The organism is Phyllobacterium lublinensis (genome assembly GCF_020164435.1).
GTDB classification, from domain to species: Bacteria; Pseudomonadota; Alphaproteobacteria; order Rhizobiales; family Rhizobiaceae; genus Phyllobacterium; species Phyllobacterium lublinensis.
On sequence record NZ_JAIUDQ010000020.1, the window covers coordinates 63,624 to 86,032 of the forward strand.

The window sequence follows — 22,409 nt, forward strand, 5'->3', positions numbered from 1 at the left end:
GAATCACTAATTCTATTACGACGGACGAATAATATGAATGAAAAATGGGATTTCTGGATTGACCGCGGAGGCACGTTTACCGACGTGATCGCGCGCGATCCTCAGGGTCAACTTCTTGCCCACAAGCTGCTGTCGGAGAATCCTGAAGCCTATCAGGACGCGGCCATTCAGGGCATTCGTGTGCTGTTGGGCGTCAAGCAAGGCGACGCCATGCCCTCGCACCGGATAGGCGAGGTCAAGATGGGTACGACTGTGGCGACCAATGCACTGCTGGAGCGCAAAGGCGACCGGACGATTCTGCTGATCACCAAGGGCTTTCGCGATGCGCTTAAAATTGCCTACCAGGCGCGCCCGGACATATTTGCAAAGGAGATCATCCTTCCCGAACAGCTGTATGAACGCGTCATTGAGGTCGATGAGCGCGTAAGAACAGATGGATCGGTCGAGGCAGTTCCCCGCCCTGAAGATATTCGCGAGGCCTTGAACACTGCAAGGAAAGACGGGATCGACGCTGTAGCTATTGTATTCATGCATGCGTGGAACTACCCGGCGCACGAACAGGCGGCTGCCAGGATTGCCCGAGAATTGGGCTTCGGCCAGGTCTCGGTCAGCCATGAAGTATCGCCGCTGGCAAAGCTGGTCGGCCGTGGCGACACGACGGTTGTCGACGCCTATCTTTCGCCCATCCTTCGCCGGTATGTCGATCATGTCGCAAGCGAGCTTGGCATAACCTCAGCCGGTGGAAGCGACGCGTCGCCTCGCCTGTCATTCATGATGTCGTCAGGGGGACTGACGGCGGCAGACTTGTTTCAGGGCAAGGATGCCATCCTGTCCGGACCGGCGGGGGGTGTCGTCGGGATGGTCGAAACCGCACGGCTCGCCGGTTTCGACAAGGTTATCGGATTCGACATGGGCGGCACGTCGACGGACGTGGCGCATTATGACGGCGATTATGAGCGCGCTTTCGATACGGAAGTGGCAGGCGTGCGTATTCGTGCTCCGATGATGCGTATTCACACGGTGGCCGCCGGTGGCGGCTCTATCCTCCATTACAGTGCCGGACGCCTGTCCGCCGGACCCGACTCCGCCGGGGCCAACCCCGGCCCCGCCTGCTACCGGCGCGGCGGGCCGCTGGCTGTGACCGACGCCAATGTCATGCTCGGCAAGTTGCGTCCAGAATATTTCCCCGCAATTTTTGGACGGGATCAGAACGAGGCTCTCGATCGCGATATCGTTGCCCGGAAGTTTTCTGAACTTGCCACGGAGGTCGGCGACGGCAAAACCGCCGAAGAAATCGCCGAAGGCTTCATTACGATCGCCGTCGAAAACATGGCCAACGCGGTCAAGAAGATATCGGTCCAGCGCGGCTACGACGTGACCCGGTACCTGCTCAACTGTTTTGGTGGAGCGGGCGGGCAGCATGCCTGTCTCGTCGCCGATGCCCTCGGCATGGAGGCGGTGCTCATCCATCCGTTTTCAGGGCTGCTTTCAGCATATGGCATTGGTCTGTCATCGATCTTCGCCTCGCGGCAGCAAGCACTCGTCAAGCCGTTCGCACCAGAGACGCTGCACGAAATCCGTCAACTATCTGAACGTCTCACCAATGCCGTCGTCGCAGAAATCGCCGGCCAGGGCGTGGCTCGTCAACACATTACCTCACGCCCCGTTCTCCATCTGCGCTACGAGGGCACTGATACGACAATACCGATTGATTTCAGTCCGTTCTCGATCGATCAGGCCCGTTCCGGCTTCGAGGCTGCGCACAGGGCGCAGTTCGGTTTCATCTACGACAACAAGCCAATCGTGGTAGAGGCAGTGGGCGTCGAGGCTGCCGATGCGCATGGGCGCAGCCAAGTTGAAAATGAGCATGAGCAAGATGGTTCGCAACCCCAGCCAGGGGATCCGTGCAGGGTCTATTCGGGCGGACAGTTCCATGACGCCCTCACCTATCCGCGAATCAATATGCTGGCCGGACACAGGGTTGCGGGTCCGGCACTGATCATCGAGACACACCAGACCATCGTTGTCGAACCCGGCTGGCAGGCGGAAATTACCAAGCTCAACCACGTCCTGATGCGCCGGATTGAAAAGAAAGCCCGTACTGCGGCACTCGGCACTCAGGCAGATCCGATCATGCTTGAAGTGTTCAACAATCTGTTCATGTCGATTGCCGAGCAGATGGGCGTAACGCTACAGAACACGGCACATTCGGTGAATATCAAGGAACGTCTTGATTTCTCCTGTGCCGTTTTCGACCGCAACGGTGCACTGGTGGCCAATGCGCCGCACATGCCGGTTCACCTCGGATCGATGGACCGTTCGGTCGAAACCATCATCAAGCTCAACGCCGGCGATATTCAGCCCGGTGATGTCTTTGCGCTCAATGCGCCGTATAATGGCGGAACGCATCTGCCCGACATTACGGTTGTCACTCCGGTGTTCGATGACGCCGGCGAGAACATCCTGTTTTATTCGGCGTCGCGCGGACACCATGCGGATATAGGAGGATCCGCTCCGGGGTCGATGACGCCATTGGCAACAACGGTGGATGAAGAAGGCGTCCTTATCGACAATTTCCGCCTGGTCGAGCGCGGGCGCTTCCGCGAAGCGGAACTGACGGAGCTCTTGACCAATCATCCCTGGCCCGTGCGCAACGTTCATCAGAACGTTGCCGACCTGAAAGCGCAGATAGCTGCCAACGAAAAAGGCGTCGCCGAACTCAGGAAGATGATTGCGCAATTTGGCCTTGGCGTTGTTGAAGCTTACATGGGACACGTCCAGGACAATGCCGCGGAAAGCGTCCGTGCTGTTCTCGACCGGCTGCCGGAAAGCTCGGAATATTCGTATGCGACCGACACCGGCCAGACAATCCAGGTGAAGATCTCGGTCGACCGCAAGGAACGGCGGGCCACGGTCGATTTTAGCGGCACATCGGCAGTAATGAAGAACAACTTCAACGCCCCCGAACCGGTCGCACGCGCCGCTGTGCTCTATGTATTCCGCGTCATGGTAGAGGGCGCGATACCGATGAATGCAGGATGCCTGCGTCCAATCGACATCATCATTCCGGACGGCTGCATGTTGAAGCCCACCTATCCGGCTGCGGTTGTTGCCGGCAACGTGGAGACATCCCAGCACGTTACCAATGCGCTTTTCGGCGCACTGGGCGCAATGGCGAATTCGCAAGGTACGATGAACAACCTGACCTTTGGCAATAACCGCTACCAATATTACGAGACGATCTGCTCCGGCTCGCCTGCAGGCCACTTCAACGATGGAACGGGTTTTGCCGGCACGTCAGCAGTCCACACACACATGACCAACTCGCGGCTCACTGATCCCGAAATTCTTGAGATGCGCTTCCCTGTTCTGCTGGAGGATTTTCATATCCGGGAACGCTCCGGGGGCAAGGGCAAGTTCAGCGGCGGCAGTGGCACCAAGCGCACGATCCGTTTTCTGGAACGCATGGATTGCGCCATCCTGTCCTCCCATCGCAATCGCCCACCCGAAGGACTGGATGGCGGTGGCGATGGCGAGGTTGGCAAAACAGAAGTCCGCCGAAAGGATGGGACTATCGAGACGTTGCAAGCCTGCGACCAAACCGTGCTTGAGGCAGGCGAAGCGGTCATCCTGACTACGCCCACGCCCGGCGGATATGGGGCCTGACCATTGGACGCCGCCATCTCAATAAGAATGCTGGATGGCGGCGACGCCGAACTGTTCCGGACATTGCGTTTGCACGCCTTGCGCAGTGCTCCGGAGGCTTTCGGTTCCAGCTACGAGGATGAAGCCGGTCTAAGCCTGAACCAATTCCGCCAGCGTCTTGACGACAGACCAAACGCGGTATTCGGCGCTTTTGCCGATGCCAGGCTCGTCGGCATGGCGGTTTTGCAGTGAACCGCAAACTGCAACAACGGCACAAGGGACTGCTGTGGGGTGTCTATGTTGATCCCCAATGGCGTGGACATTCACTCGGACAACGATTGACGCAAGCCGTCATCGATCATGCGCGTCTTCATGTCGACACCGTGCATGCCACGGTAATGGCTGCAAATATCTCCGCACGCACGCTTTATCTCGGGCTTGGCTTTACGGTCTACGGTTTCGAAAAGGACGCCTTGGCGGCCAATCCTATGACGACGAACTGTTGCGGCTCGATCTGCACTGATAAAAATCCTGCGGAAAAGCTCCATGAACCTTGAACGAATGGATGAGAAGCGTTATATCGCCAACTAATAGTTAGCACACTACTTATTATATGGCTATGGATATGTCTCACCAAACATCCCATACACAGTTCGTCGATGAACTGACCAAAACCAGCCGCAAACTGCGGACGCTTTTTGACGCTCGGGTGAAGGAACTGGGCCTGACGCTTGCGCGTGCCCGGACATTGCTGCTCCTGCAAAGATTGGGCGGGCTCAATCAGCGGGAGCTTGCCGAAGAGCTCGAAATCGAAACACCAACCATGGTGCGTTTGCTGGATGGCCTCGAAAAGCAGGGATTCATCGAACGGCGCGCCGTCGAGGCTGACCGGCGTGCCAAGCAGATCGTCATGACTCCACTCGGAGCCGAACTGGCAACGAAGGTCGATCATCTGGCCCAGCTTTTGCGGGCCGAGTATGTGGGTCATATTGACGAGCACGAGCTCATGACGGCCATCAAGGTGTTGCGCGCCGTTAACCGCAACATTGGCGATCTCATCGAGAAGAGCTGATGCTATTGGTCCCTGAAGCAGAATTTGTCGGGTACACGCCCGCGAGACGCGAGCCCATGCGGTCTGCAGAACAGGCGACCGCTACGGGTACTCATCGTTCTCGGCATCCCATTGCCTATGTCGCGGCGTCGACACTGCTGTCGATGACGCAGGGGCTCGGGATGAACCTGATCGCAACGAATATCCCCCAGATCCAGGGCTATCTCGGTGCAACAAACATTGAGGCGACATGGCTGGTGGCCGCTTACATGGCGCCGAACGTCAGTCTTTCCATTGCATTGATCAAGATCCGAAACCAGTACGGGCTCCGGAATTTCGCGGAACTGAGTATCGCCCTATTTGTGCTCGTCTCGTTGCTGCATCTGTTCGTCACCGACCTGCATTCAGCCATCATGATCCGCTTCGTCAGCGGTATTGCGGCGGCGCCACTGTCGAGCTTGGCCTTCCTCTATATGCTTGAAGCATTTTCCCCCGCACGAAAGATGACGATCGGCATCTGCCTCGTCCTCACCAACATATCGCTCGCATCTCCACTTGCGCGTCTGCTGTCCCCGACGCTGCTGGATATCGGTCAATGGCAAGGCCTTTACATGTTCGAAATAGCATTGGCGCTCATTGCACTCGGCGTGATCTACGTCCTTCCGCTCACGCCCGTGCCACGAGCCAAGGTGATCGAAAAGCTCGATATTGTCAGCTATCTGCTCATCGCCGTCGGCTTCGGTTGCACGGCTGTCGTCCTTGTAACCGGGCGCCTTTACTGGTGGCGTGAAGCGCCCTGGCTCGGCATTCTGCTGGCCATCGCTATCGTCACGGTTACGACGGCTGTTGTGATCGAGCTAAACCGCGAGAAACCGCTCCTCGACATACGATGGCTCGCCAGCAGGGAGATCGTGCATTTTGCGGGAACGATCCTGTTGTTCCGGCTGGCTGTTTCCGAGCAGTCTGCTGTTGCCAATAATTTCTTCCAGAGCGTCGGCCTCCAGAACGATCAGATATCGTTGCTCTACATAATCAGCATGCTGGCCATGGTCGCTGCTTGCTTCTGCTGCGCCGCAGTCATGAAACCGGAGCGCGTCCCTGCCATTCATGCCGCCGCTTTGATCTTCCTCATCGTCGGCTCCTACATGGACAGCCAATCGACCAACCTCACGCGTCCGATAAACATGTATGTGAGCCAGGCCTTCATTGCTGCGGCGACAGCACTTTTCCTGCCGCCAGCCATGTCTGTTGGTCTCATGTCGGCGCTGAAGCGCGGTCCCAACTACATACTCAGCTTCATTATGGTTTTCCTGTCGACCCAGAGTCTCGGCGGCCTTCTCGGTCAGGCGGCCTTTGGCACGTTCATCACGATCCGCGAAAAATTCCATTCCAATATCATTGCTGAGCACATCGCCATGTCCGATCCTCTCGTTGCCCAGCGAGCCGCACAACTCGCCAATGCCTATGGCCGTGTGATTGCTGACAAGACCTTGCTCAGTGCGGAAGGCACCGCCTTCCTTTCTCAGCAGGTCACCCGCGAGGCAAATATTCTCGCGTACAACGACGCCTTCCTGCTGATCGCCGTCATGTCCCTGTGTGCGCTTGTCGCACTTCTCACCCACGTCGCGATGGGTGGTCTGTACCGCCCTCGCCCAACGCCAGCCGCTGCCCCAACGAGTTGAACCATGTCCCGATATCTTCGTCCCACTGCAACCATGATTGCCATCGCCGTCGGTATAGCCGGCCTCGTTCTGGTGCTTTACGCCTGGCGCCTGCCGCCATTCCACAGCAACATCGAGTCCACCGAAAACGCCTATGTCAAAGGTTATGTGACTCTCATCAGCCCGCAATTGAGCGGCTATATCGTTGAAGTGCCGGTGCAGGATTATGATCATGTCAGCAAGGGCCAGTTGCTGGCGCGCATAGATGACCGGATTTTCGCCCAGAAGCTGGATCAGGCGCGGGCAACCCTGGCGAGTGAACAGGCCGCCCTTGCCAATTCTACCCAGCAGCAACTGGCTGCCGAAGCGCGCATCGGCTCAAGCCAGGCCCAACTCGACAGCGCAACTGCCGGTCTCAAGCGTGCACAGGCCAATTGGGCCAGGATCGAGCCCCTGGCGCGTCAGGGCATAATGACGAAGAGTGATGCAGAGCAGAGCCAGATGACACTGGAGCAGGCGCAGTCTTCGGTAACGCAGGCACAAGCGGCCATCGAGGTATCGCGGCAGGACCTCGAAACGATCAAGGTGGGCCGAGGATCGCTGGAGGCTGCTGTCGCCGGGGCGCAGGCGGCCGTCCACCTTGCGCAGATTGATCTGGCAAACACGCGGATCGTTGCACCACGCGAAGGCACCTTGGGCGAAGTCGGGGTGAAGCTTGGACAATATGTCAGCGCCGGCACGCAGTTGATGTCGATCGTCCCGCCGGACGTTTGGATCATTGCCAACTTCAAGGAGACGCAGCTCAACAACATCAGCCTTGGTCAGCCGGTCAGTTTCACTGTCGATGCCCTCAACCGCCAGCAGTTGACAGGACATGTCGAACGGTTTTCGCCGGCTGCCGGATCAGAGTTCAGCATCTTGCGGCCCGATAATGCCACCGGCAATTTCACCAAGGTTGCCCAGCGCATCTCCGTGCGCATAGCGGTCGATCCCGATCAGGAACTGGCCAAGCAACTTTCACCCGGCATGTCCGTGGTCGTTCAAACGCAGGCAAACGGCGCATGACGCCGATTGGAGTGCATTTTCCAACCAAGGCCGAACAGAGGCGGTAGAACAAGGAGTTAGACGCGTCCGGTTATATCCGTACCGCCAGGCTGTCATATGGTTCGACTGAACATCACCAAGGCGTTACGGACATAAGTTGAATCAATGTGGCAATTCGGTTGTTGGAGTGATCGTCACCGGTTTGTTACATCGGAATGTTAGGCGGGCAGGAATTTCCAACAAAGGGGATTCGATTAGATGCCATTTGCTCGACAATCCAAAAGCACCTCTCATCCCCGCAATGAGAAACTCAACAAGGCGGTTCGGCAGAACAGACTTTTGTCGCGCGCCGGACTGTCCGAACGGCTCTTTGCCCACGTTTTCAAGGGCCTTGTCTACCCACAAATCTGGGAGGATCCGGAGGTGGACATGGAAGCGCTGCAGATCCGCGCCGGTCACCGTATCGTCACCATCGCATCCGGCGGCTGTAACGCCATGTCATACCTGACGGCCGATCCTGCAAGCGTCGAGGCCGTCGATCTCAACACGGCACATGTTGCCTTCAACCGGCTGAAACTGACAGCTGTCGCCAGGCTCCCCAACTATGACGCCTTCTACCGTTTCTACGGCACGGCCGACAGCAACTCGAACCTTGCCGCCTATGAGCGCTTCATCCAGCAGCATCTGGACCCGACCAGCCGCGCCTATTGGGAAAAGCGCATGCTTTCGGGCCGCCGCCGCATCACGATCTTCTCGCGCGATCTCTATCGTCACGGTCTTCTCGGCGTGTTCATCGGCCTCGGGCATCGCGTCGCCAGACTGTATGGCATCGATCCCCGTGACCTCCTGAAAGCATCCACCATGGAAGAACAGCGGGCCTATTTCGACACCGCCCTCGCCCCGCTCTTCGACAAGCGCATGATCCGCTGGGCAACAAAGCGCAAATCTTCCCTGTTCGGGCTCGGTATTCCGCCGCAGCAATATGATGCGCTTGCAACGGCGGGAAACGGCAATATGGCGCAAGTCTTGCGTGGACGGCTTGAAAAGCTCGCCTGTGGTTTTCCACTGTCGGAGAACTATTTTGCCTGGCAGGCATTCGGACGTGGCTACAGTCACGATGCGGAAACCGGACCGCTTCCACCCTATCTCTCCCGCAATAATTTTGCGACCGTTCGCGAACGGGCGGGCCGGATGAGTGTCGTCAATGCCTCCCTGACCGAATTCCTTGCGGCCAAACCGACAGCTTCCGTCGACAGGTTCATCCTGCTAGACGCGCAAGACTGGATGACTGATGCCCAACTCAACGACCTTTGGCGTGAAATCAGCCGAACCGCAGCGCCGGAGGCTCGAGTCGTTTTCCGGACAGCAGCAGAGTCGACCATACTTCCGGGCCGCATAGAAGACACGCTGCTCGACCGGTGGACGTATCAGCAGGAAGAGTCCCTCGCGCTTCACCATCGCGATCGCTCGTCGATCTATGGCGGTTTCCATCTTTATACGTTCAAGGACTGACTTCGATGTTTGCCAAGATTGAACACGGGCCGCTGATGGATCGGATCTATCGGTATCAACGGCATTTCTACGATGCGACGCGCAAATATTATCTGCTCGGCCGTGATCCGATGATCGCCGGGCTCAACCCTCCTGAACGTGGCAGCATTCTTGAGATCGGCTGCGGTACCGGACGCAACCTTGTGCTCGCCGGCAGAGCGTACCCCAAGACATCGCTGTATGGGATTGATATATCGAATGAAATGCTTGCAACGGCGCGCAAGAAGGTTGCTGCTGCCGGACTTGGCGACCGGGCGCACCTGGCCTATGCCGATGCTGCCGATTTCAACCCTGTAGCACTGTTTGGGCGGCGACAGTTTGACCGGATCTTCATCTCATATGCTGTATCGATGATTCCGCAGTGGCAAGCTGTCGTGCGTGAGGCAGTGAGCCATCTCACGCCGGGCGGGGCGCTGCACATTGTCGACTTCGGCGACCTGAGCGAACTTCCGGGTTTCACAAAGGTCGCGCTCTACAAATGGCTCGAATGGTATCATGTCGCCCCGCGCAACGATCTGTTCGATGTAGCCGAGAGCATAGCGGCGGAGACAAACAACGAGGCGGCGGCCCAACGGCTGCACCGCGGGTTTGCCTGGATATCGGTCATTCGTCGCAAGTCCTGAGTAAACTGCTCAGACCGCTATTTGCAAAGATCGGCTTTGGATCCTTCGGTGTTCGGTCCGGCGAGGCAATAGAGCGTCGACATGTCTGCGGCGGAGCGGGTGCTCTGCGGGTTGGGCTCGGATGCATCGCCGCTCGTGGGCCTGTTCAATTCGCAATCCGCTCGAAGCAGGCACATGACAGGAATGCGAGCCATGGCGACAGCCGCCTGGAACATGCCCTCCTGGCCTGCAAAATTGCCGGCATTGCGCACGCGATACCATTGATGGGTGCGTGATATACGGAAGAAGGCGCGGGGATTGGACAGAATCGCCAATCTTGAGGCCAGACTGTTGTCCGCAAACAGATCCACGACTTGTCCGTCATACGGCTCCGCCAGACGCCGATTGTTCGAAACAAATGTCGAGTTGAACGTGATGGCGGCCGTACAGGGAAACGCCGCCGCCATGTGGCGGGCAAGCCCTCCGCCGAGACCATGACCAACCGCGAAGTACTCCACCGGCAACCCTTCCGGATTGGACTGGGCCGCCTTCCTGATTTTTGCAAACTCCTTGCGCGCCGTACGATACTGGTCCCAAGGGTTGATCATCTGCGTGAAATAGGTGTTCTCACTGATGATGTCGGTCAGATTGGAGGCACTGTCCTTGCCGCGGAAAACCAGCATCACCGACAGGCGGTCGGGACTATGACGGTAGTAAAGCTCGGCATACAGGCCGCCCGGCCTCACGATGGGTTCGCCTTGCTGAACCCAGCCGAAATATTCGGGGTCCAGCTTGAAGCGCTCGCGGGGTACGGGGCGGTAGACGTTTGAAGCATAGGCCGCGTAAACGCCGAAATAATCGGAAATCAGCTCATTGTCGTAATCGGGAAAGTCCCGATAATTGCGCCAGAAACTCGGGATCATGGGCCGTATGCAACCGCCGGACTGACTGGCTGAAATACCAAGATCGTCCCGGTTGATCGTCACCCATGTGGCAAAGAATGCGTTGGCAGCTGCAACCAGTCCTATGAATAGAGCCAGCAGACCAAGTCTTCTGATCATTTTGTTTCCCCGCCCCAACCAGGTTTCAACGAGTAACATGGCTCCCGGCCACGCGCAGCCTATAAATTGACGCTGAGTTTGGCCAACTTGTCCGCGAAATCAAAGCTTGTATAGTTTGCCGGCCAGTCGGTGCGCCGATCGTGCCGACAAACCGGCTACACCGTCCCCGAGGATCACGATCTCCTGGGTACCTGCTGTCGTTAACAGGGAAGATTGTCATGTGCCGCAACATCAAGACGCTATTCAACTTTGATCCCCCCGCTACCGAAGATGAAATCCATGCCTCTTCACTGCAGTTTGTGCGTAAACTCAGCGGCTTCAACAAGCCGTCGCAGGCCAATACCGAAGCATTCAACCTCGCGGTCGAGGAGGTTTCAAATGCGGCCCGACGCCTGCTCTTCTCGCTCCATACCCAGGCACCGGCACGCGACCGGGCCATCGAGGCCGACAAGGCGCGCGAACGTTCGCGGGCACGATTTGCGTGATACCTTCGTTGCCTGCAGGACATCGGGGATCGGCCTCAGCTGCCCCCGATGCGCGGGTCGCGATCCGACGCCCTTCCAATAAAAGCAGCGGCAAAATCGAAGTCGATGCACATTGAAGTACTTTTTGTTAAGCATAATGACACATCACTGGTGTCATACTAGACGCTCCCGCCACGATTCGAATACGGACCGACATTGATGAAAAGACTTGCAGCAGGCCTGCTGACCCTTCTTGTGACCGGCTGCACGACAGTTGACTACGATTTCTCGGAAGCAAAGCGCCCCACCGCCGTCCAGCAAATCGCCTCGCCGTCCGGCAGGGTAAGCGCACCGCGCTTTGGTGATCGCGATCCGCATGAGTGGAATGGCAAGACACCCTGGGCCTATCCGGTCCACGGAACCGACATTTCCAAATACCAGTCCAGGATTGATTGGCAGACTGTCCGCGAAAGCCGCATCTCCTTTGTCTTCATCAAGGCGACGGAAGGCGGTGATCGGGTTGATGACCGCCTTGACGCGAACTGGGCCGGGGCTCGTTCTGCGGGCATCCCTCGCGGTGCCTATCATTTCTACTATTTCTGCCGGACTGCCAAGGATCAGGCACGCTGGTTCATTCGCAACGTACCCAAGGATCCGGATGCACTGCCTCCTGTGCTCGACATGGAATGGAATGCGGCGTCGCCCACATGCAAGCTCAGGCCCAATGCCGCGATTGTCCGCAGCGAGATGCGCACGTTCCTCGACATCGTCGAACGCCACTATGGCAAACGTCCCATCATTTATACGACGGTCGATTTCTTCGACGACAATGATCTGAGACAGTTTGTCGGTTATCCATTCTGGCTGCGCTCCACGGCGGGCCATCCGGATGAGAAATACGGACCGCATCCCTGGACCTTCTGGCAATATACCGGAACCGGATCCATTCCCGGAATTCGCGGTGACGCGGATATCAATGTTTTTGCGGGCAGTGAAAGCGCCTGGAAACAGTGGCTGGTGCGCAACAAGGCTCGATAAAGCTTCTTCTTGGTCCTTCCTCGCAATTCTTTGTCTTCACGCCGTCGGTATAATCGTGCATTAGCAGCACGTGTCCGCGCAGCAAGTCTGCGCCTGTTGCCAATGAGATCTCTTGATGAACAAACTATCGATTGCCCTAGCTGCCAGCCTTCTGGTTTTGTCGAGCGCTGCCAATGCCCTTGACCAGGTAGCATCGCCCCAGTCGGCAATCGCCAAGCCGGCCTGTGGCGGTGAATTGGAACCATGGTTCAACGGCCTCATCAACGAAGCAAAGGCGTCAGGCGTTACCGACAGGGGAATCAGCGAACTGTTCAAGGCGTCGATGGACGACAAGGTCCTGGAACGCGATCGCGCCCAGGGTGTGTTCAGTCAGACTTTCCTGACCTTTTCCTCGCGGATGGTTTCCGATTATCGGTTGAAGCAGGGTGCGGCCAATCTGAAAAAATATGCAGATGTGTTTGCAAGGGCCGAGGCGGAATTCGGCGTGCCAGGACCGGTAATCGCCGCCTTCTGGGGCCTGGAAACGGATTTCGGGGCTGTCCAGGGTGATTTCGACACGCTCAACGCCCTATTGACACTGTCGTTCGATTGCCGGCGGCCCGAGCTCTTCCGCCCCCAGCTGATTGCCCTCCTGAAGCTTTTCGACAATGGCGTCGTGGATGCCAAGACAACCGGCGCCTGGGCCGGTGAAATTGGCCAGATGCAGATGCTGCCAACCGACTATCTTGAGCGTGGCGTCGATGGTGACGGCGACGAAAAGGTCGACCTGAAGCACAGCGCTCCCGATGCCATCATGACCGCCGCGCGCGTGATGCGCGATCTTGGCTGGCGCAAGGGCGAGCCTTGGCTCGAAGAAGTCAAGCTGACGCGCGAACTGCCTTGGGAAAATGCTATTCGCACCAATCGCCTGCCCCACTCGAAGTGGGCAGAGTGGGGTGTAACGGGCATGAAGGGACCGCTCGGTCCAGATGACGGCAATGCGTCACTGCTTCTTCCCATGGGCCGCAAGGGACCAGCTTTCCTGTCCTATGCGAATTTCGATGTGTTCGTCGAATGGAACAAGTCGATCATCTATGCGACGACTGCTGCCTATTTCGCCACGCGCCTGGCTGGCGCTGGTCCCCTGGAGCCGACAAATCCAGAGCCCGGCCTCAATCCGGACCAGATGAAGGAACTGCAGAACAAGCTTGCGGCACGCGGCCACGACATGGGGCCAAAGATCGATGGCGTGTTCGGTATCCTCACCCGGGATGCGGTGCGCGAGGAACAGATGCGCCTGGGCCTGCCGGCCGATTCCTGGCCGACACCGGAGCTTCTGGGCAAGCTCTAAAGCCTTTCAGGCTGAGTTGGAAGCAGTTCTGATTCACGGATGGCGACACAGTCCACGCGAAAGGTGGCTCTAAAGCTCGGCGGGCGCCATTGTTTCAAGGGTTGCGAAACCTTCTGGCCGTTCGCCAGCATCAAATGGCGTGTCAATCTCAACGAACGTATCCGGATAGAAACCGTTGAATCGAGTCCGCAGCGACAGCGAATAGGCGCCGATATGGCCGATTTCGATCCAATCGCCCGTATCGATGGTTTCGGGTAACCAGAACGGGCGCGACAGAATATCGACAGAGTCGCAGGTTGCCCCGCAAACCTTGAACGGGACTATTTCCTTCGGATTGCCGTTGCGGTGCTTTTTTGCTGGATCGGGAATGAAGCGGGCGGGCAAGGTGATCTTGCCGGTCCAAGAGTCCGAAAGCGAAGCCCATATGCCATCGTTGATATAAAGCCGCCTGCCCTTGCGCAGCAAGACGCGGACGATGAGTGAAAAAGCACGCGCGACGATCACCCGGCCGGGCTCCGCAACAAGAGGAAGATCTTCGAAACCGTATTCCTTGATATCACCGCGCAGCCGCGACATGAGCTGACCAAGCGAAGGCATCTCGACGTGTTTGCGTTTGGGGTCATGGCCGTATTCCGCCGGGAATCCGCCACCCACGTCAAGGCCGGCAAGCGGCACCCCTGCCCGGTTGCGCACCCAGTCCGCCGAACTCAAGGCACGTTCATAGGTGTCGGGATCCTCGATCTGACTGCCGACATGGAAGCACAGGCCGACCATGTAGCCGATCCTGTGGGCACGTTGCAGAAGCTCGACGGCATGCGCCGGCGCCGCGCCGAACTTCTTGGACAATTCGTAGGCCGCATGACCTTTCGTCTGCAGGCGCACATAAAGGGTGATGCTGCCCGGATCGATATCCAGGGCCCGCACGATGCGCGTCACCTTGGCAATTTCGTCCTCGTGATCAACGGCCAGGACCCGGATGCCATAGCTTTCGAGTGCCAGGCGAATGTCCGACTGGGCCTTGATCGGATGCATGTAGAGCATGTGCGCATCGGGCGCGACCTTGCGTACCGCAGCAAACTCTCCGGGGGATGCCACGTCGAACGTATTGATGCCATTTCGCGCCAGCGTCTCAAGCACGAGATCTTCACCGTTTGTCTTCACGGCATAGGCTGTCTCGCCCGGAAACATCTTCATGAACTGATGCGCATCTTCAACCAACACGTGTGGCCGAAAGCAGTAAACGGGTTGATCCGGTCGCAGGGTAAGCGCTGCTTCGCGGGCGGAGGCGAATCGTTGCATTGTTTTGTTCTGCGTCATGCAAAACTCTTATCAAGGACAGGTGACAGACGAAAGTCCGTTTCTTGCAGCCGGATTCGGGTGGTTTTATACCATTGCGCCGATAGAATTTTCATCGACAGCACTCTTCGAAAGGAAATTACGTGTCCACAGCGCAAACGACATCGCCAAACCCACTCACCATGACCGGCTTTGCGTGGGCGCAATTGTTCCTCCTCGGTGCAATCTGGGGTGGGTCGTTCTTCTTTGCGCGTGTCGCCGTACAGGTTGTTCCCCCGCTGACCCTGGTTCTTTTTCGAGTCGCGATCGCAGCGCTGGCGCTGCATATTTATCTGCTTGGCCGCGGCATCCGGTTCTGGGACTATCAAGACCATGCGATGGAATTCGCCGGCCTTGGGCTGCTGATGAATGTCATCCCTTTTTCCCTGCTTTTCATCGGCCAGACAGTTCTTGGCGCGGGTGTCGAGTCAATCCTGAATGCTACAACACCAATCTGGACCGTTGTGGTCGCCGCGATATTCACGGTCGACGAAAGGGTTACCTTCAACAAGGTCGGCGGCATTCTCCTCGGAATTTCGGGGCTGGTCGTCATGATCGGCCCGGGTGTCCTCACCGGGCTGGGCGGCCCGCTCTGGGCTGAATTGGCTGTGCTGGCGGCAACACTGTCCTACGCCTTTGCCGGCATTCTGGCAAAGCGCTTCAAGGGAGTCCCCCCTACCGTGACGTCGACCGGTCAGATGACCGCGTCCACGCTCATCATGATTCCGGTGGTGCTTGCCTATGACGGTGTTCCAGCCGTCACGAGCATCGATACGAGTGTCTGGCTGGCCATCCTCGGCCTCGGTCTCCTGTCGACCGCCTTCGCCTATATCCTCTATTTCTCGATCGTCCGCACGGCCGGTGCAACCAACGCGTCGCTCGTCACTTTGATCGTCCCGGTAAGCGCCATACTTCTTGGAACAATTTTTCTCGGCGAACGCCTTGCGGCGCATGACTTTATGGGCATGGCACTGATCGCCTTCGGCCTGATAATCATTGACGGGAGACTTGCAAATGCCTGGTTGCAACGGCAAAAAGCATAAAGTTTTCAATAAAAAGCCTTAGCCACAATTCTAGATCAGGCAAGCTCAATTCCGGCAGAATTGTGGCGAACCTAAATCTAGCTATTCTGGATGGGCTACTTTTGTGCAGTGCAAAAATTTACCTGCTTCCTGAACATTTTATCGTGATTTTAGAATTTTTTTGCTACAATAAATCCGTTTCATTTCAAAAACTTATGGTTCCAAAGCAAAAAATTTCTACTCCCATTGTCACGGATCGGTAATAATTAGGCTTTTTCTGTGGCAATTTTGCGCTATGCTAAATCGGTTAACTGCAGGAGACAAACGATGGGACTAACTCGATCGATGAATGTCCTTATGATCTGTGCAGCGTTCGCATTTATTGGTGCAATGGTCGTAGGACTTATCCCCTGACATAAATTATGAACGCTACGGAGATGGTCTCAGACCGTTATCAGAATGAAACAAAGATGGAACGGTCCGGTTAAAGCAACCGGGCCGTTTCCCATTCTATGGTAGCCTGTCAGGCGGCAGCGCCGGCGAAGTTGGGCTCTAACGCATTGCCGCCGGGGCGAACGCCTATCAGGTGACAGATCGCGAATGCAAGATCGGCCCGGTTCATCGTATAAAAGTGAAAATCCTGGATCCCGCGTTCGACCAGATCCAGCACCTGCTCGGCAGCGACTGCCGCTGCAACCAGCGCGTGGGTCTGCGGATCATTGTCCAATCCATCAAATCGCTCAGTAAGCCAATTCGGGATGTGCGTTCCTGCCTTGGAGCAGAAATTGGTAACCTGATTGAAATTGTGGATCGGCAGAATGCCCGGCAGGATCGGAATATAGATACCTGCACGGCGAACCTTCTCGACATAGCGCTCGTAAAGGTCGTTTTCGAAGAAAAACTGCGTGATCGCCCTTGTGGCACCATTGTCGACCTTACGCTTCAGCATGTCGATGTCGGTGGCGAAGTCCGGGCTTTCCGGATGCTTCTCCGGATAGGCCGAGACGGAAATGTCGAAGTCAGCGAATGCCTTCAACCCTGCGACCAGGTCCGCACCATTCTCATAGCCACCTGGAGTGGGCTTGTAATGGGCACCGACACCGCTGGCGGGATCGCCACGCAGCGCCACAAAGCGCTTGACGCCCATCGCCGCAAATTCCCGTACGACCGTATCGACTTCTTCTTTCGTCGCATCCACGCAGGTCAGATGTGCCGCCGCATTGACGTCCGTTTCGTTGAGGATACGTTTGATCGTGCGGGCGGTGCGCTCACGGGTCGATCCGCCTGCTCCATAGGTTACCGACACAAATTCAGGATGGAGGGGTGCAAGACGAGTCACCGTCTCCCAAAGACGCTCCTCCATGACCTCGGTCTTGGGTGGAAAGAACTCGAATGAAACTCGAATATTGGCGCCCAGATCGGGACGGCGGGACTGGCGGAAAAAACTCATCATACACTCTCCGTGATGCGGGAGGTTAAAGTCGGATCGGCGATCAGCAGGCGTGGGTCGCGTGCCAGCCACAATTTGACGGTCAGTTTATCCTTGCCTTTCGGCTCGAGCTGAATGCTGTCTTCAAGCATCAGACCTGCTTCCGTGAGCCATTCGCGCATCTGCTCGTCGGTAAAGCCCAGACGCACATGTGCATGGTTGTCACGCAAGAATTCCAGTTCGTGTGGTGCGAAGTCAACGATCAACATGCGCCCACCGGCGCGCATTGCACGTGCCGCCTCACGAATGGCGTCTGCGGGATTATCGAGGAAATGCAGTACCTGATGAATGGTCACCAGATCGAAGGCCTCGCGATCCACCGGCAGGGAGTACACGTCGCCATGGCGAACCTGGGCATTGGTGATGCCGTCCCTGTCGAGGTTCGACCGGGCAATCGTCAGCATGTCGCGATTGATGTCGATGCCAACGCCGCGCACGTAAAGCGGAGAGAAGAGCTCCAGCAGGCGGCCTGTACCCGTACCGACATCAAGCATAGCCTGGAATGGCTTGTGTCCGACAATTTTCAGAAGAGCATCTTCAACGGCACCGTCCGGCACATGCAGCGAGCGGATGGCATCCCAGCTGCTGGCATTGGCGCTGAAATAGGCGGCGGCGCGTTCGCGGCGCTGCAATTTTACCGATGAGAGGCGTTCGAGATCGCGCTCGAGTAGCGGATCGGAACTGTCGAGACGCTCCAGCAGGGACCGCGCGATATCGCCGACGATGAGGGAATCGGCCAGGCGGAAATAGGCCCACGATCCCTCCTGATACCGGTTGATCAGGCTTGCTTCAAACAGCAGCTTGAGGTGGCGGGAGACGCGCGGCTGTGACTGACCAAGGATTGATGTAAGGTCGGAAACTGTCAGATCGCCGCGGGACAACAGCGCGAGGATGCGCAGCCGACTGGGTTCGGCCGCAGCCTTGAGCGTATCGACCATCAGATCAAGATTGAGATCACGCTTGTCCATCACATCACCTTCAAAAGACATAAAGATATGTTTATGTGAGAAACGGTGTTTTGGCAAGTTTTGTTTTTGCCATTGACGACAATTTTTGCCGCGTCTGAAATAGTGGAGTTCCAGCAAAAGCGGGGAGCGGCTTTCCATCCGGAACTGCGGTAAAACAACTTGAGAATCGCAGTCGAGAGAATCAGATGAGCACAGGGACAAACCGCCAGCGCGCCATCAACAAGGCGTTGACGCTGCTGCTGCCAGCGGTTCCCTATTCCGATTCAGAGCCCATACGCGCGGCAGCGGGTGCGCCTCACATGCGGAGCCTGCCGCCGCCAATCGCTGTCTGGCTCGCCGCGGTCGCCCATGTCCGGCATCAGCATACCGACTATGATGCCTTGCGCGATGAGGGCTACGACAAGGAATCGGCGCGTTTTTTCGTGCTTGATGCAATCAATCGCAAGTTGACCGAGTGGCGCGCGACCCGACTGCTTGATCCGGATGAGGAGGATCCGAGCTGACGGCGTCGCTGCGCCATTCTTCGTTGAAGACCAGACTGTCCAAGGCCAGCCTCTCGCGCCAACCGCGTATTGCAAGCTCTGGAGCATCGTAGAGTTCGTCGACATAACCAATGCACAGATAGGCGACGATTTCGACATGGTCCGGAATGCTCAGGATCTGTCGCAAGTCATGGTCGTGGTAAATGCTCACCCAGCCGACGCCAATACCTTCCGCCCGCGCTGCAAGCCAGAGGTTCTGAACAGCGCACACGGTACTGTAGACGTCCATCTGACGGTTGTGGGTTCGTCCCAACACCACCTTGCCGCCACGCGTGCGATCACAGGTGATGCAAAGATTGACAGGGGCCTTCCGGATACCCTCCAGTTTCAGCGATGCATAGAGCGCCTGCCGATCGCCGAAAAGCGCTTTGGCTTCATCATTGGCACGCGTGAAGGCGCGATGAACCTGTGCCTTGCGGGCGTCATCGCGGATGACGATAAAATTCCACGGCTGCATGAAGCCGACCGACGGCGCATGATGCGCCGCATCGAGCAGTCGCATGAGGACCTCGTCCTCGACCGGTCGAGGCAGGAACTGGTCGCGAACATCGCGCCGGGTGTAGATGGCTTTGTAAACGGCCGCGCGCTCGTCAACTGAAAGGGCGGCTGCAGCAACAGGACCTTGCGAAACATCGTGCATTGCTAGCTCCCAACAACGCTTGAATCCCCTCCCGCCGTCCGCGCGGGCAAGGCTATGAGGTCCGGCCGGTCTTCTGACTGAGGTCACCTGAACCGCGCGCCTTCCGGATATCTCCGTGGCATGTGCGCGGCCCATCCCCTTCACAGCGTTGGGCACGTGCCGGATTCACACCGGCTTCCCGATTCTCCCGCGACGCGGGCACCGGACCTTCAATTCATTCGCCACAGAAAATTTCCTGGCGCAAGCCTCAAGACCGATAAATCCATTGTTCCGGGACGCGCACATCGACCTTCTCCCCGGTGCGGATGGTGCCCGGCTTCTCAACCCAGGCCACGATACCGCGCAATCGTCGCGACACCCGGACAAAATCGAGGGCGGTCACCGTATGGTCGGCCGTGCCGGCGTGCTCGGCAACCGAGCGGCCCGACACCTTGCAGGGAGCGTTCTGTCCATCGACACGCAAGGTCACCCCGCCTTCAAAGAACATCAGCGTACGCGGTGGCAGCATCGAAAGCGATGGCACCCCATCGACGACCATATTGCCGCCGATCCATTCCGCCTTGAGTTCCGGCAAACCCATGCCAGCTGCAATTTCGTTGAGTTCGTCCGATGCGAGGATGGAGAGTTGACGTTCATTGCGCATTTCGGTGCCGCGCGGATACCATGGCTCGCGGCCACCCGACATGCGCGTCTGGCCAGCGTGATGATCGCCGACAATCCCTTCAAATGTCAGTTGGAGCGCACTTGCCACTGCCGTAATGAAGTCCCCACCGCGTGCCTCGAACAGGCCGCCTACGCTGCCGGTGATCTTGCGTGCCGGAATGATCTCGGTCGGGGCTGCGAAGAGGTCGGTCATTGGGCGCTCCATGAATATCGCCGTACTTTAAGAAAACCGAACGCGAAAACCAGCGAATATGAGTGATGGCTCTTTCAAAATTGGTGATGGGAGGGTGTTTGTCACCCTCCCCCAAACATCAGCGCGTCAGCGGCTTATATGTCGGCCGCTTTGGATTGACGCTGTCCGGTCCGAGACGGCGAATCTTGTCGTTCTCGTAATCTTCGAAGTTGCCTTCGAACCATTCCACATGGCTGTCGCCTTCGAATGCCAGGATGTGCGTCGCCAGCCGGTCGAGGAACATGCGATCGTGGCTGATAATGACGGCGCAGCCCGCGTACTTTTCCAGCGCATCTTCGAGCGCGCCCAAAGTTTCGGTGTCGAGATCGTTGGTCGGTTCGTCGAGCAGGAGAACATTGCCGCCGGACTGCAACATTTTAGCCAGGTGCACCCGGTTGCGCTGACCGCCGGAGAGGTTGCCGACCTTCTGCTGCTGGTCACTGCCCTTGAAGTTGAACGCCGAGACATAGGCACGCGAATTCATCTCATGCTTGCCGAGCTTGATGATGTCATTGCCGCCGGAGATTTCCTCCCAGACGTTCTTGTCACCCTTCAAGTGATCGCGGCTCTGGTCGACATAGCCGAGATGCACGGTATCGCCGACCCGGATCGAACCGGAGTCGGGCTTCTCCTGGCCCGTGATCATCTTGAACAGCGTGGTCTTGCCGGCGCCGTTCGGGCCGATGATGCCAACGATGCCGCCGGGGGGAAGCTTGAAGGTGAGGTTTTCGATGAGAACCCTGTCACCAAATGATTTGGTGAGGTTTTCCGCCTCGATCACAACCTGACCAAGCCGTTCTCCGGCCGGAATGATGATCTGCGCATCGCCTGGACGCTGTTCGTTGGCCGCATCGACCAGCGCATCATAGGCCTTGATACGTGCCTTGGACTTGGCCTGTCGCGCCTTGGGGCTTGACGATATCCATTCGCGTTCGCGCTCCAGCGCCTTCTGGCGGGAGTCTTCCTCACGGCCTTCCTGCTGCATGCGCTTGGCCTTGGCACCAAGATAAGCGGAGTAATTGCCTTCATAGGGAATGCCACGGCCGCGATCGAGTTCAAGAATCCAGCCAGTGACATTGTCGAGGAAGTAGCGATCGTGTGTGATGAGAAGCACGGCACCCGGATATTCGCGCAGGTGCTTTTCCAGCCAGGCGGTCGTTTCGGCATCAAGGTGGTTGGTCGGCTCGTCGAGGAGCAACAGGTCGGGCTGCGACAGCAGCAGGCGGCAGAGCGCAACGCGACGGCGTTCACCACCGGAAAGATTGGTCACCTCGGCGTCGCCGGGCGGGCAGCGCAAGGCCTCCATCGCCATTTCGACCTGGGATTCCAGATCCCAAAGGTTCTTGTGGTCGATGAGATCCTGCAACTTGGCGCCTTCTTCAGCGGTCTCGTCGGAGTAGTTCATCATCAATTCGTTGTAGCGGTCGAGGATGGCCTTCTTGTCGGCGACGCCGTCCATGACATTGCCCATGACGTCCTTGGTAGGATCAAGAGCGGGCTCCTGCGCCAGATAGCCAACAGTTGCGCCATCGGCGAGCCAGGCCTCGCCGGTGAACTCCTTGTCCATGCCGGCCATGATCTTCAGGATGGTCGACTTACCGGCGCCGTTCGGGCCAAGAATGCCGATCTTGGCATCCGGATAGAAAGAAAGGTGAATGTTTTCAAGAACCTTCTTGGTTCCATATGCCTTGTTCAGGCCGGCCATATGATAAATGAATTGGCGTGCCATAACGCGCGTCACTCCGGTGTTCGGGAATTTAGGGACATAATTTGCGCCGTATGTAGGCGAAAGGAACCGGCGTGGCAATGCTGGGCCGGTTATTTCGGGTTTCCAATCGTGCTATGGCGCCTCCTTGCCACGCCCGCTTTCGCGTCTGGCCATTGAATGGTTGGGAAGACGGGCGGTCGTCGAAGCGCGTCTTTTGGGTAGTGATGGTGCGGATCCGAAGACCGCCCGTCCGGCGACTTTTGATCGTGCCCGTTCCGCTTGGGGGGCTTCGGCGGATCGCTTGCCCTTGCGGGAAGCTCACTGCCAACGCCCCTTAAAGTGCTCGTCCAGCACGCGCCGGTC

The 22,409-nt window shown here is 57.6% G+C and carries 20 protein-coding genes and 1 riboswitch; of the genes, 13 read left to right on the forward strand and 7 right to left on the reverse strand.

Translation table 11 applies throughout. The annotated features are described in order from the left end of the window. The first annotated feature begins 33 nt into the window (after positions 1 to 33). The 8 genes from K9U38_RS20040 (at position 34) to K9U38_RS20075 (ending at position 9,575) form a co-directional block, all read left to right on the forward strand. A complete protein-coding gene (locus K9U38_RS20040) occupies positions 34 to 3,666 on the forward strand; it encodes a hydantoinase B/oxoprolinase family protein (RefSeq protein WP_224496121.1) in 3,633 nt (1,210 codons plus the stop codon). Between the two features lie 3 nt (positions 3,667 to 3,669). Beyond that, positions 3,670 to 3,897 (forward strand): hypothetical protein, encoded by a 228-nt coding sequence (locus K9U38_RS20045; RefSeq protein WP_224496122.1) that lies wholly within the window; start codon positions 3,670 to 3,672, stop codon positions 3,895 to 3,897. After that, the gene (locus K9U38_RS20050; RefSeq protein WP_224496123.1) at positions 3,894 to 4,202 is read left to right on the forward strand and encodes a GNAT family N-acetyltransferase; all 309 of its coding nucleotides are present in this window, start codon (positions 3,894 to 3,896) and stop codon (positions 4,200 to 4,202) included. The genes K9U38_RS20045 and K9U38_RS20050 overlap by 4 nt, the downstream gene beginning before the upstream one ends. 68 nt (positions 4,203 to 4,270) lie before the next feature. Then, positions 4,271 to 4,717 (forward strand): MarR family winged helix-turn-helix transcriptional regulator, encoded by a 447-nt coding sequence (locus K9U38_RS20055; RefSeq protein ID WP_224496124.1) that lies wholly within the window; start codon positions 4,271 to 4,273, stop codon positions 4,715 to 4,717. Positions 4,718 to 4,773: 56 nt separating this feature from the next. Then, positions 4,774 to 6,378: an MFS transporter gene (locus K9U38_RS20060; RefSeq protein WP_224496141.1), complete on the forward strand. Its 1,605-nt coding sequence runs from the start codon at positions 4,774 to 4,776 to the stop codon at positions 6,376 to 6,378. A gap of 3 nt (positions 6,379 to 6,381) precedes the next feature. After that, complete coding sequence (locus K9U38_RS20065; protein WP_224496125.1) at positions 6,382 to 7,422, forward strand: HlyD family secretion protein; 1,041 nt, start codon at positions 6,382 to 6,384, stop codon at positions 7,420 to 7,422. A 237-nt stretch (positions 7,423 to 7,659) separates the two neighbouring features. Continuing rightward, positions 7,660 to 8,913: a BtaA family protein gene (locus K9U38_RS20070; protein WP_224496126.1), complete on the forward strand. Its 1,254-nt coding sequence runs from the start codon at positions 7,660 to 7,662 to the stop codon at positions 8,911 to 8,913. Between the two features lie 5 nt (positions 8,914 to 8,918). Next, positions 8,919 to 9,575 (forward strand): class I SAM-dependent methyltransferase, encoded by a 657-nt coding sequence (locus K9U38_RS20075; protein WP_224496127.1) that lies wholly within the window; start codon positions 8,919 to 8,921, stop codon positions 9,573 to 9,575. 17 nt (positions 9,576 to 9,592) lie between these two features. Here the strand turns inward: K9U38_RS20075 and K9U38_RS20080 are convergent, their stop codons facing one another. Further along, the gene (locus K9U38_RS20080; protein ID WP_224496128.1) at positions 9,593 to 10,615 is read right to left on the reverse strand and encodes a Tle-like phospholipase domain-containing protein; all 1,023 of its coding nucleotides are present in this window, start codon (positions 10,613 to 10,615) and stop codon (positions 9,593 to 9,595) included. 218 nt (positions 10,616 to 10,833) lie between these two features. Between K9U38_RS20080 and K9U38_RS20085 the strand changes: the two genes are divergently transcribed. The 3 genes from K9U38_RS20085 (at position 10,834) to K9U38_RS20095 (ending at position 13,447) form a co-directional block, all read left to right on the forward strand. Beyond that, a complete protein-coding gene (locus K9U38_RS20085; RefSeq protein ID WP_224496129.1) occupies positions 10,834 to 11,100 on the forward strand; it encodes a DUF2277 domain-containing protein in 267 nt (88 codons plus the stop codon). A 198-nt stretch (positions 11,101 to 11,298) separates the two neighbouring features. Beyond that, positions 11,299 to 12,117, forward strand: coding sequence for a glycoside hydrolase family 25 protein (locus K9U38_RS20090; protein ID WP_224496130.1), 819 nt, complete (start codon positions 11,299 to 11,301; stop codon positions 12,115 to 12,117). A 115-nt stretch (positions 12,118 to 12,232) separates the two neighbouring features. Then, on the forward strand, positions 12,233 to 13,447 hold the full coding sequence (locus K9U38_RS20095; protein ID WP_224496131.1) for a lytic murein transglycosylase: 1,215 nt from the start codon (positions 12,233 to 12,235) through the stop codon (positions 13,445 to 13,447). A gap of 69 nt (positions 13,448 to 13,516) precedes the next feature. On the opposite strand, the gene K9U38_RS20100 is transcribed toward K9U38_RS20095, so the two are convergent. Next, on the reverse strand, positions 13,517 to 14,746 hold the full coding sequence (locus K9U38_RS20100; RefSeq protein ID WP_224496142.1) for an alanine racemase: 1,230 nt from the start codon (positions 14,744 to 14,746) through the stop codon (positions 13,517 to 13,519). A gap of 140 nt (positions 14,747 to 14,886) precedes the next feature. Here K9U38_RS20100 and K9U38_RS20105 point away from each other — a divergent pair, with 140 nt between their 5' ends. Continuing rightward, a complete protein-coding gene (locus tag K9U38_RS20105) occupies positions 14,887 to 15,825 on the forward strand; it encodes a DMT family transporter (protein WP_224496132.1) in 939 nt (312 codons plus the stop codon). Between the two features lie 502 nt (positions 15,826 to 16,327). Here K9U38_RS20105 and metF read toward each other — a convergent pair. Both metF and K9U38_RS20115 read right to left on the reverse strand, forming a co-directional pair. After that, positions 16,328 to 17,254: a methylenetetrahydrofolate reductase [NAD(P)H] gene (metF, locus tag K9U38_RS20110; protein WP_224496133.1), complete on the reverse strand. Its 927-nt coding sequence runs from the start codon at positions 17,252 to 17,254 to the stop codon at positions 16,328 to 16,330. Further along, on the reverse strand, positions 17,254 to 18,261 hold the full coding sequence (locus tag K9U38_RS20115; RefSeq protein ID WP_224496134.1) for an ArsR/SmtB family transcription factor: 1,008 nt from the start codon (positions 18,259 to 18,261) through the stop codon (positions 17,254 to 17,256). Before K9U38_RS20115 ends, metF begins: the two co-directional genes overlap by 1 nt. Before the next feature lie 185 nt (positions 18,262 to 18,446). Between K9U38_RS20115 and K9U38_RS20120 the strand changes: the two genes are divergently transcribed. Further along, positions 18,447 to 18,764, forward strand: a complete 318-nt coding sequence (locus K9U38_RS20120) for a DUF2293 domain-containing protein (RefSeq protein WP_106718643.1) — start codon at positions 18,447 to 18,449, stop codon at positions 18,762 to 18,764. Here K9U38_RS20120 and bluB read toward each other — a convergent pair. The 3 genes from bluB to ettA all read right to left on the reverse strand — a co-directional run bounded on the left by bluB (position 18,697) and on the right by ettA (position 22,067). Beyond that, positions 18,697 to 19,443: a 5,6-dimethylbenzimidazole synthase gene (gene bluB, locus K9U38_RS20125; protein WP_224496135.1), complete on the reverse strand. Its 747-nt coding sequence runs from the start codon at positions 19,441 to 19,443 to the stop codon at positions 18,697 to 18,699. The two genes, K9U38_RS20120 and bluB, sit on opposite strands and share 68 nt — an antisense overlap. A gap of 46 nt (positions 19,444 to 19,489) precedes the next feature. Next, a riboswitch (cobalamin riboswitch) is annotated at positions 19,490 to 19,664 on the reverse strand. Between the two features lie 26 nt (positions 19,665 to 19,690). Next, the gene (locus K9U38_RS20130; RefSeq protein ID WP_224496136.1) at positions 19,691 to 20,299 is read right to left on the reverse strand and encodes an MOSC domain-containing protein; all 609 of its coding nucleotides are present in this window, start codon (positions 20,297 to 20,299) and stop codon (positions 19,691 to 19,693) included. Positions 20,300 to 20,417: 118 nt separating this feature from the next. Then, complete coding sequence (ettA, locus tag K9U38_RS20135; protein WP_224496137.1) at positions 20,418 to 22,067, reverse strand: energy-dependent translational throttle protein EttA; 1,650 nt, start codon at positions 22,065 to 22,067, stop codon at positions 20,418 to 20,420. Positions 22,068 to 22,409 lie beyond the last annotated feature (342 nt).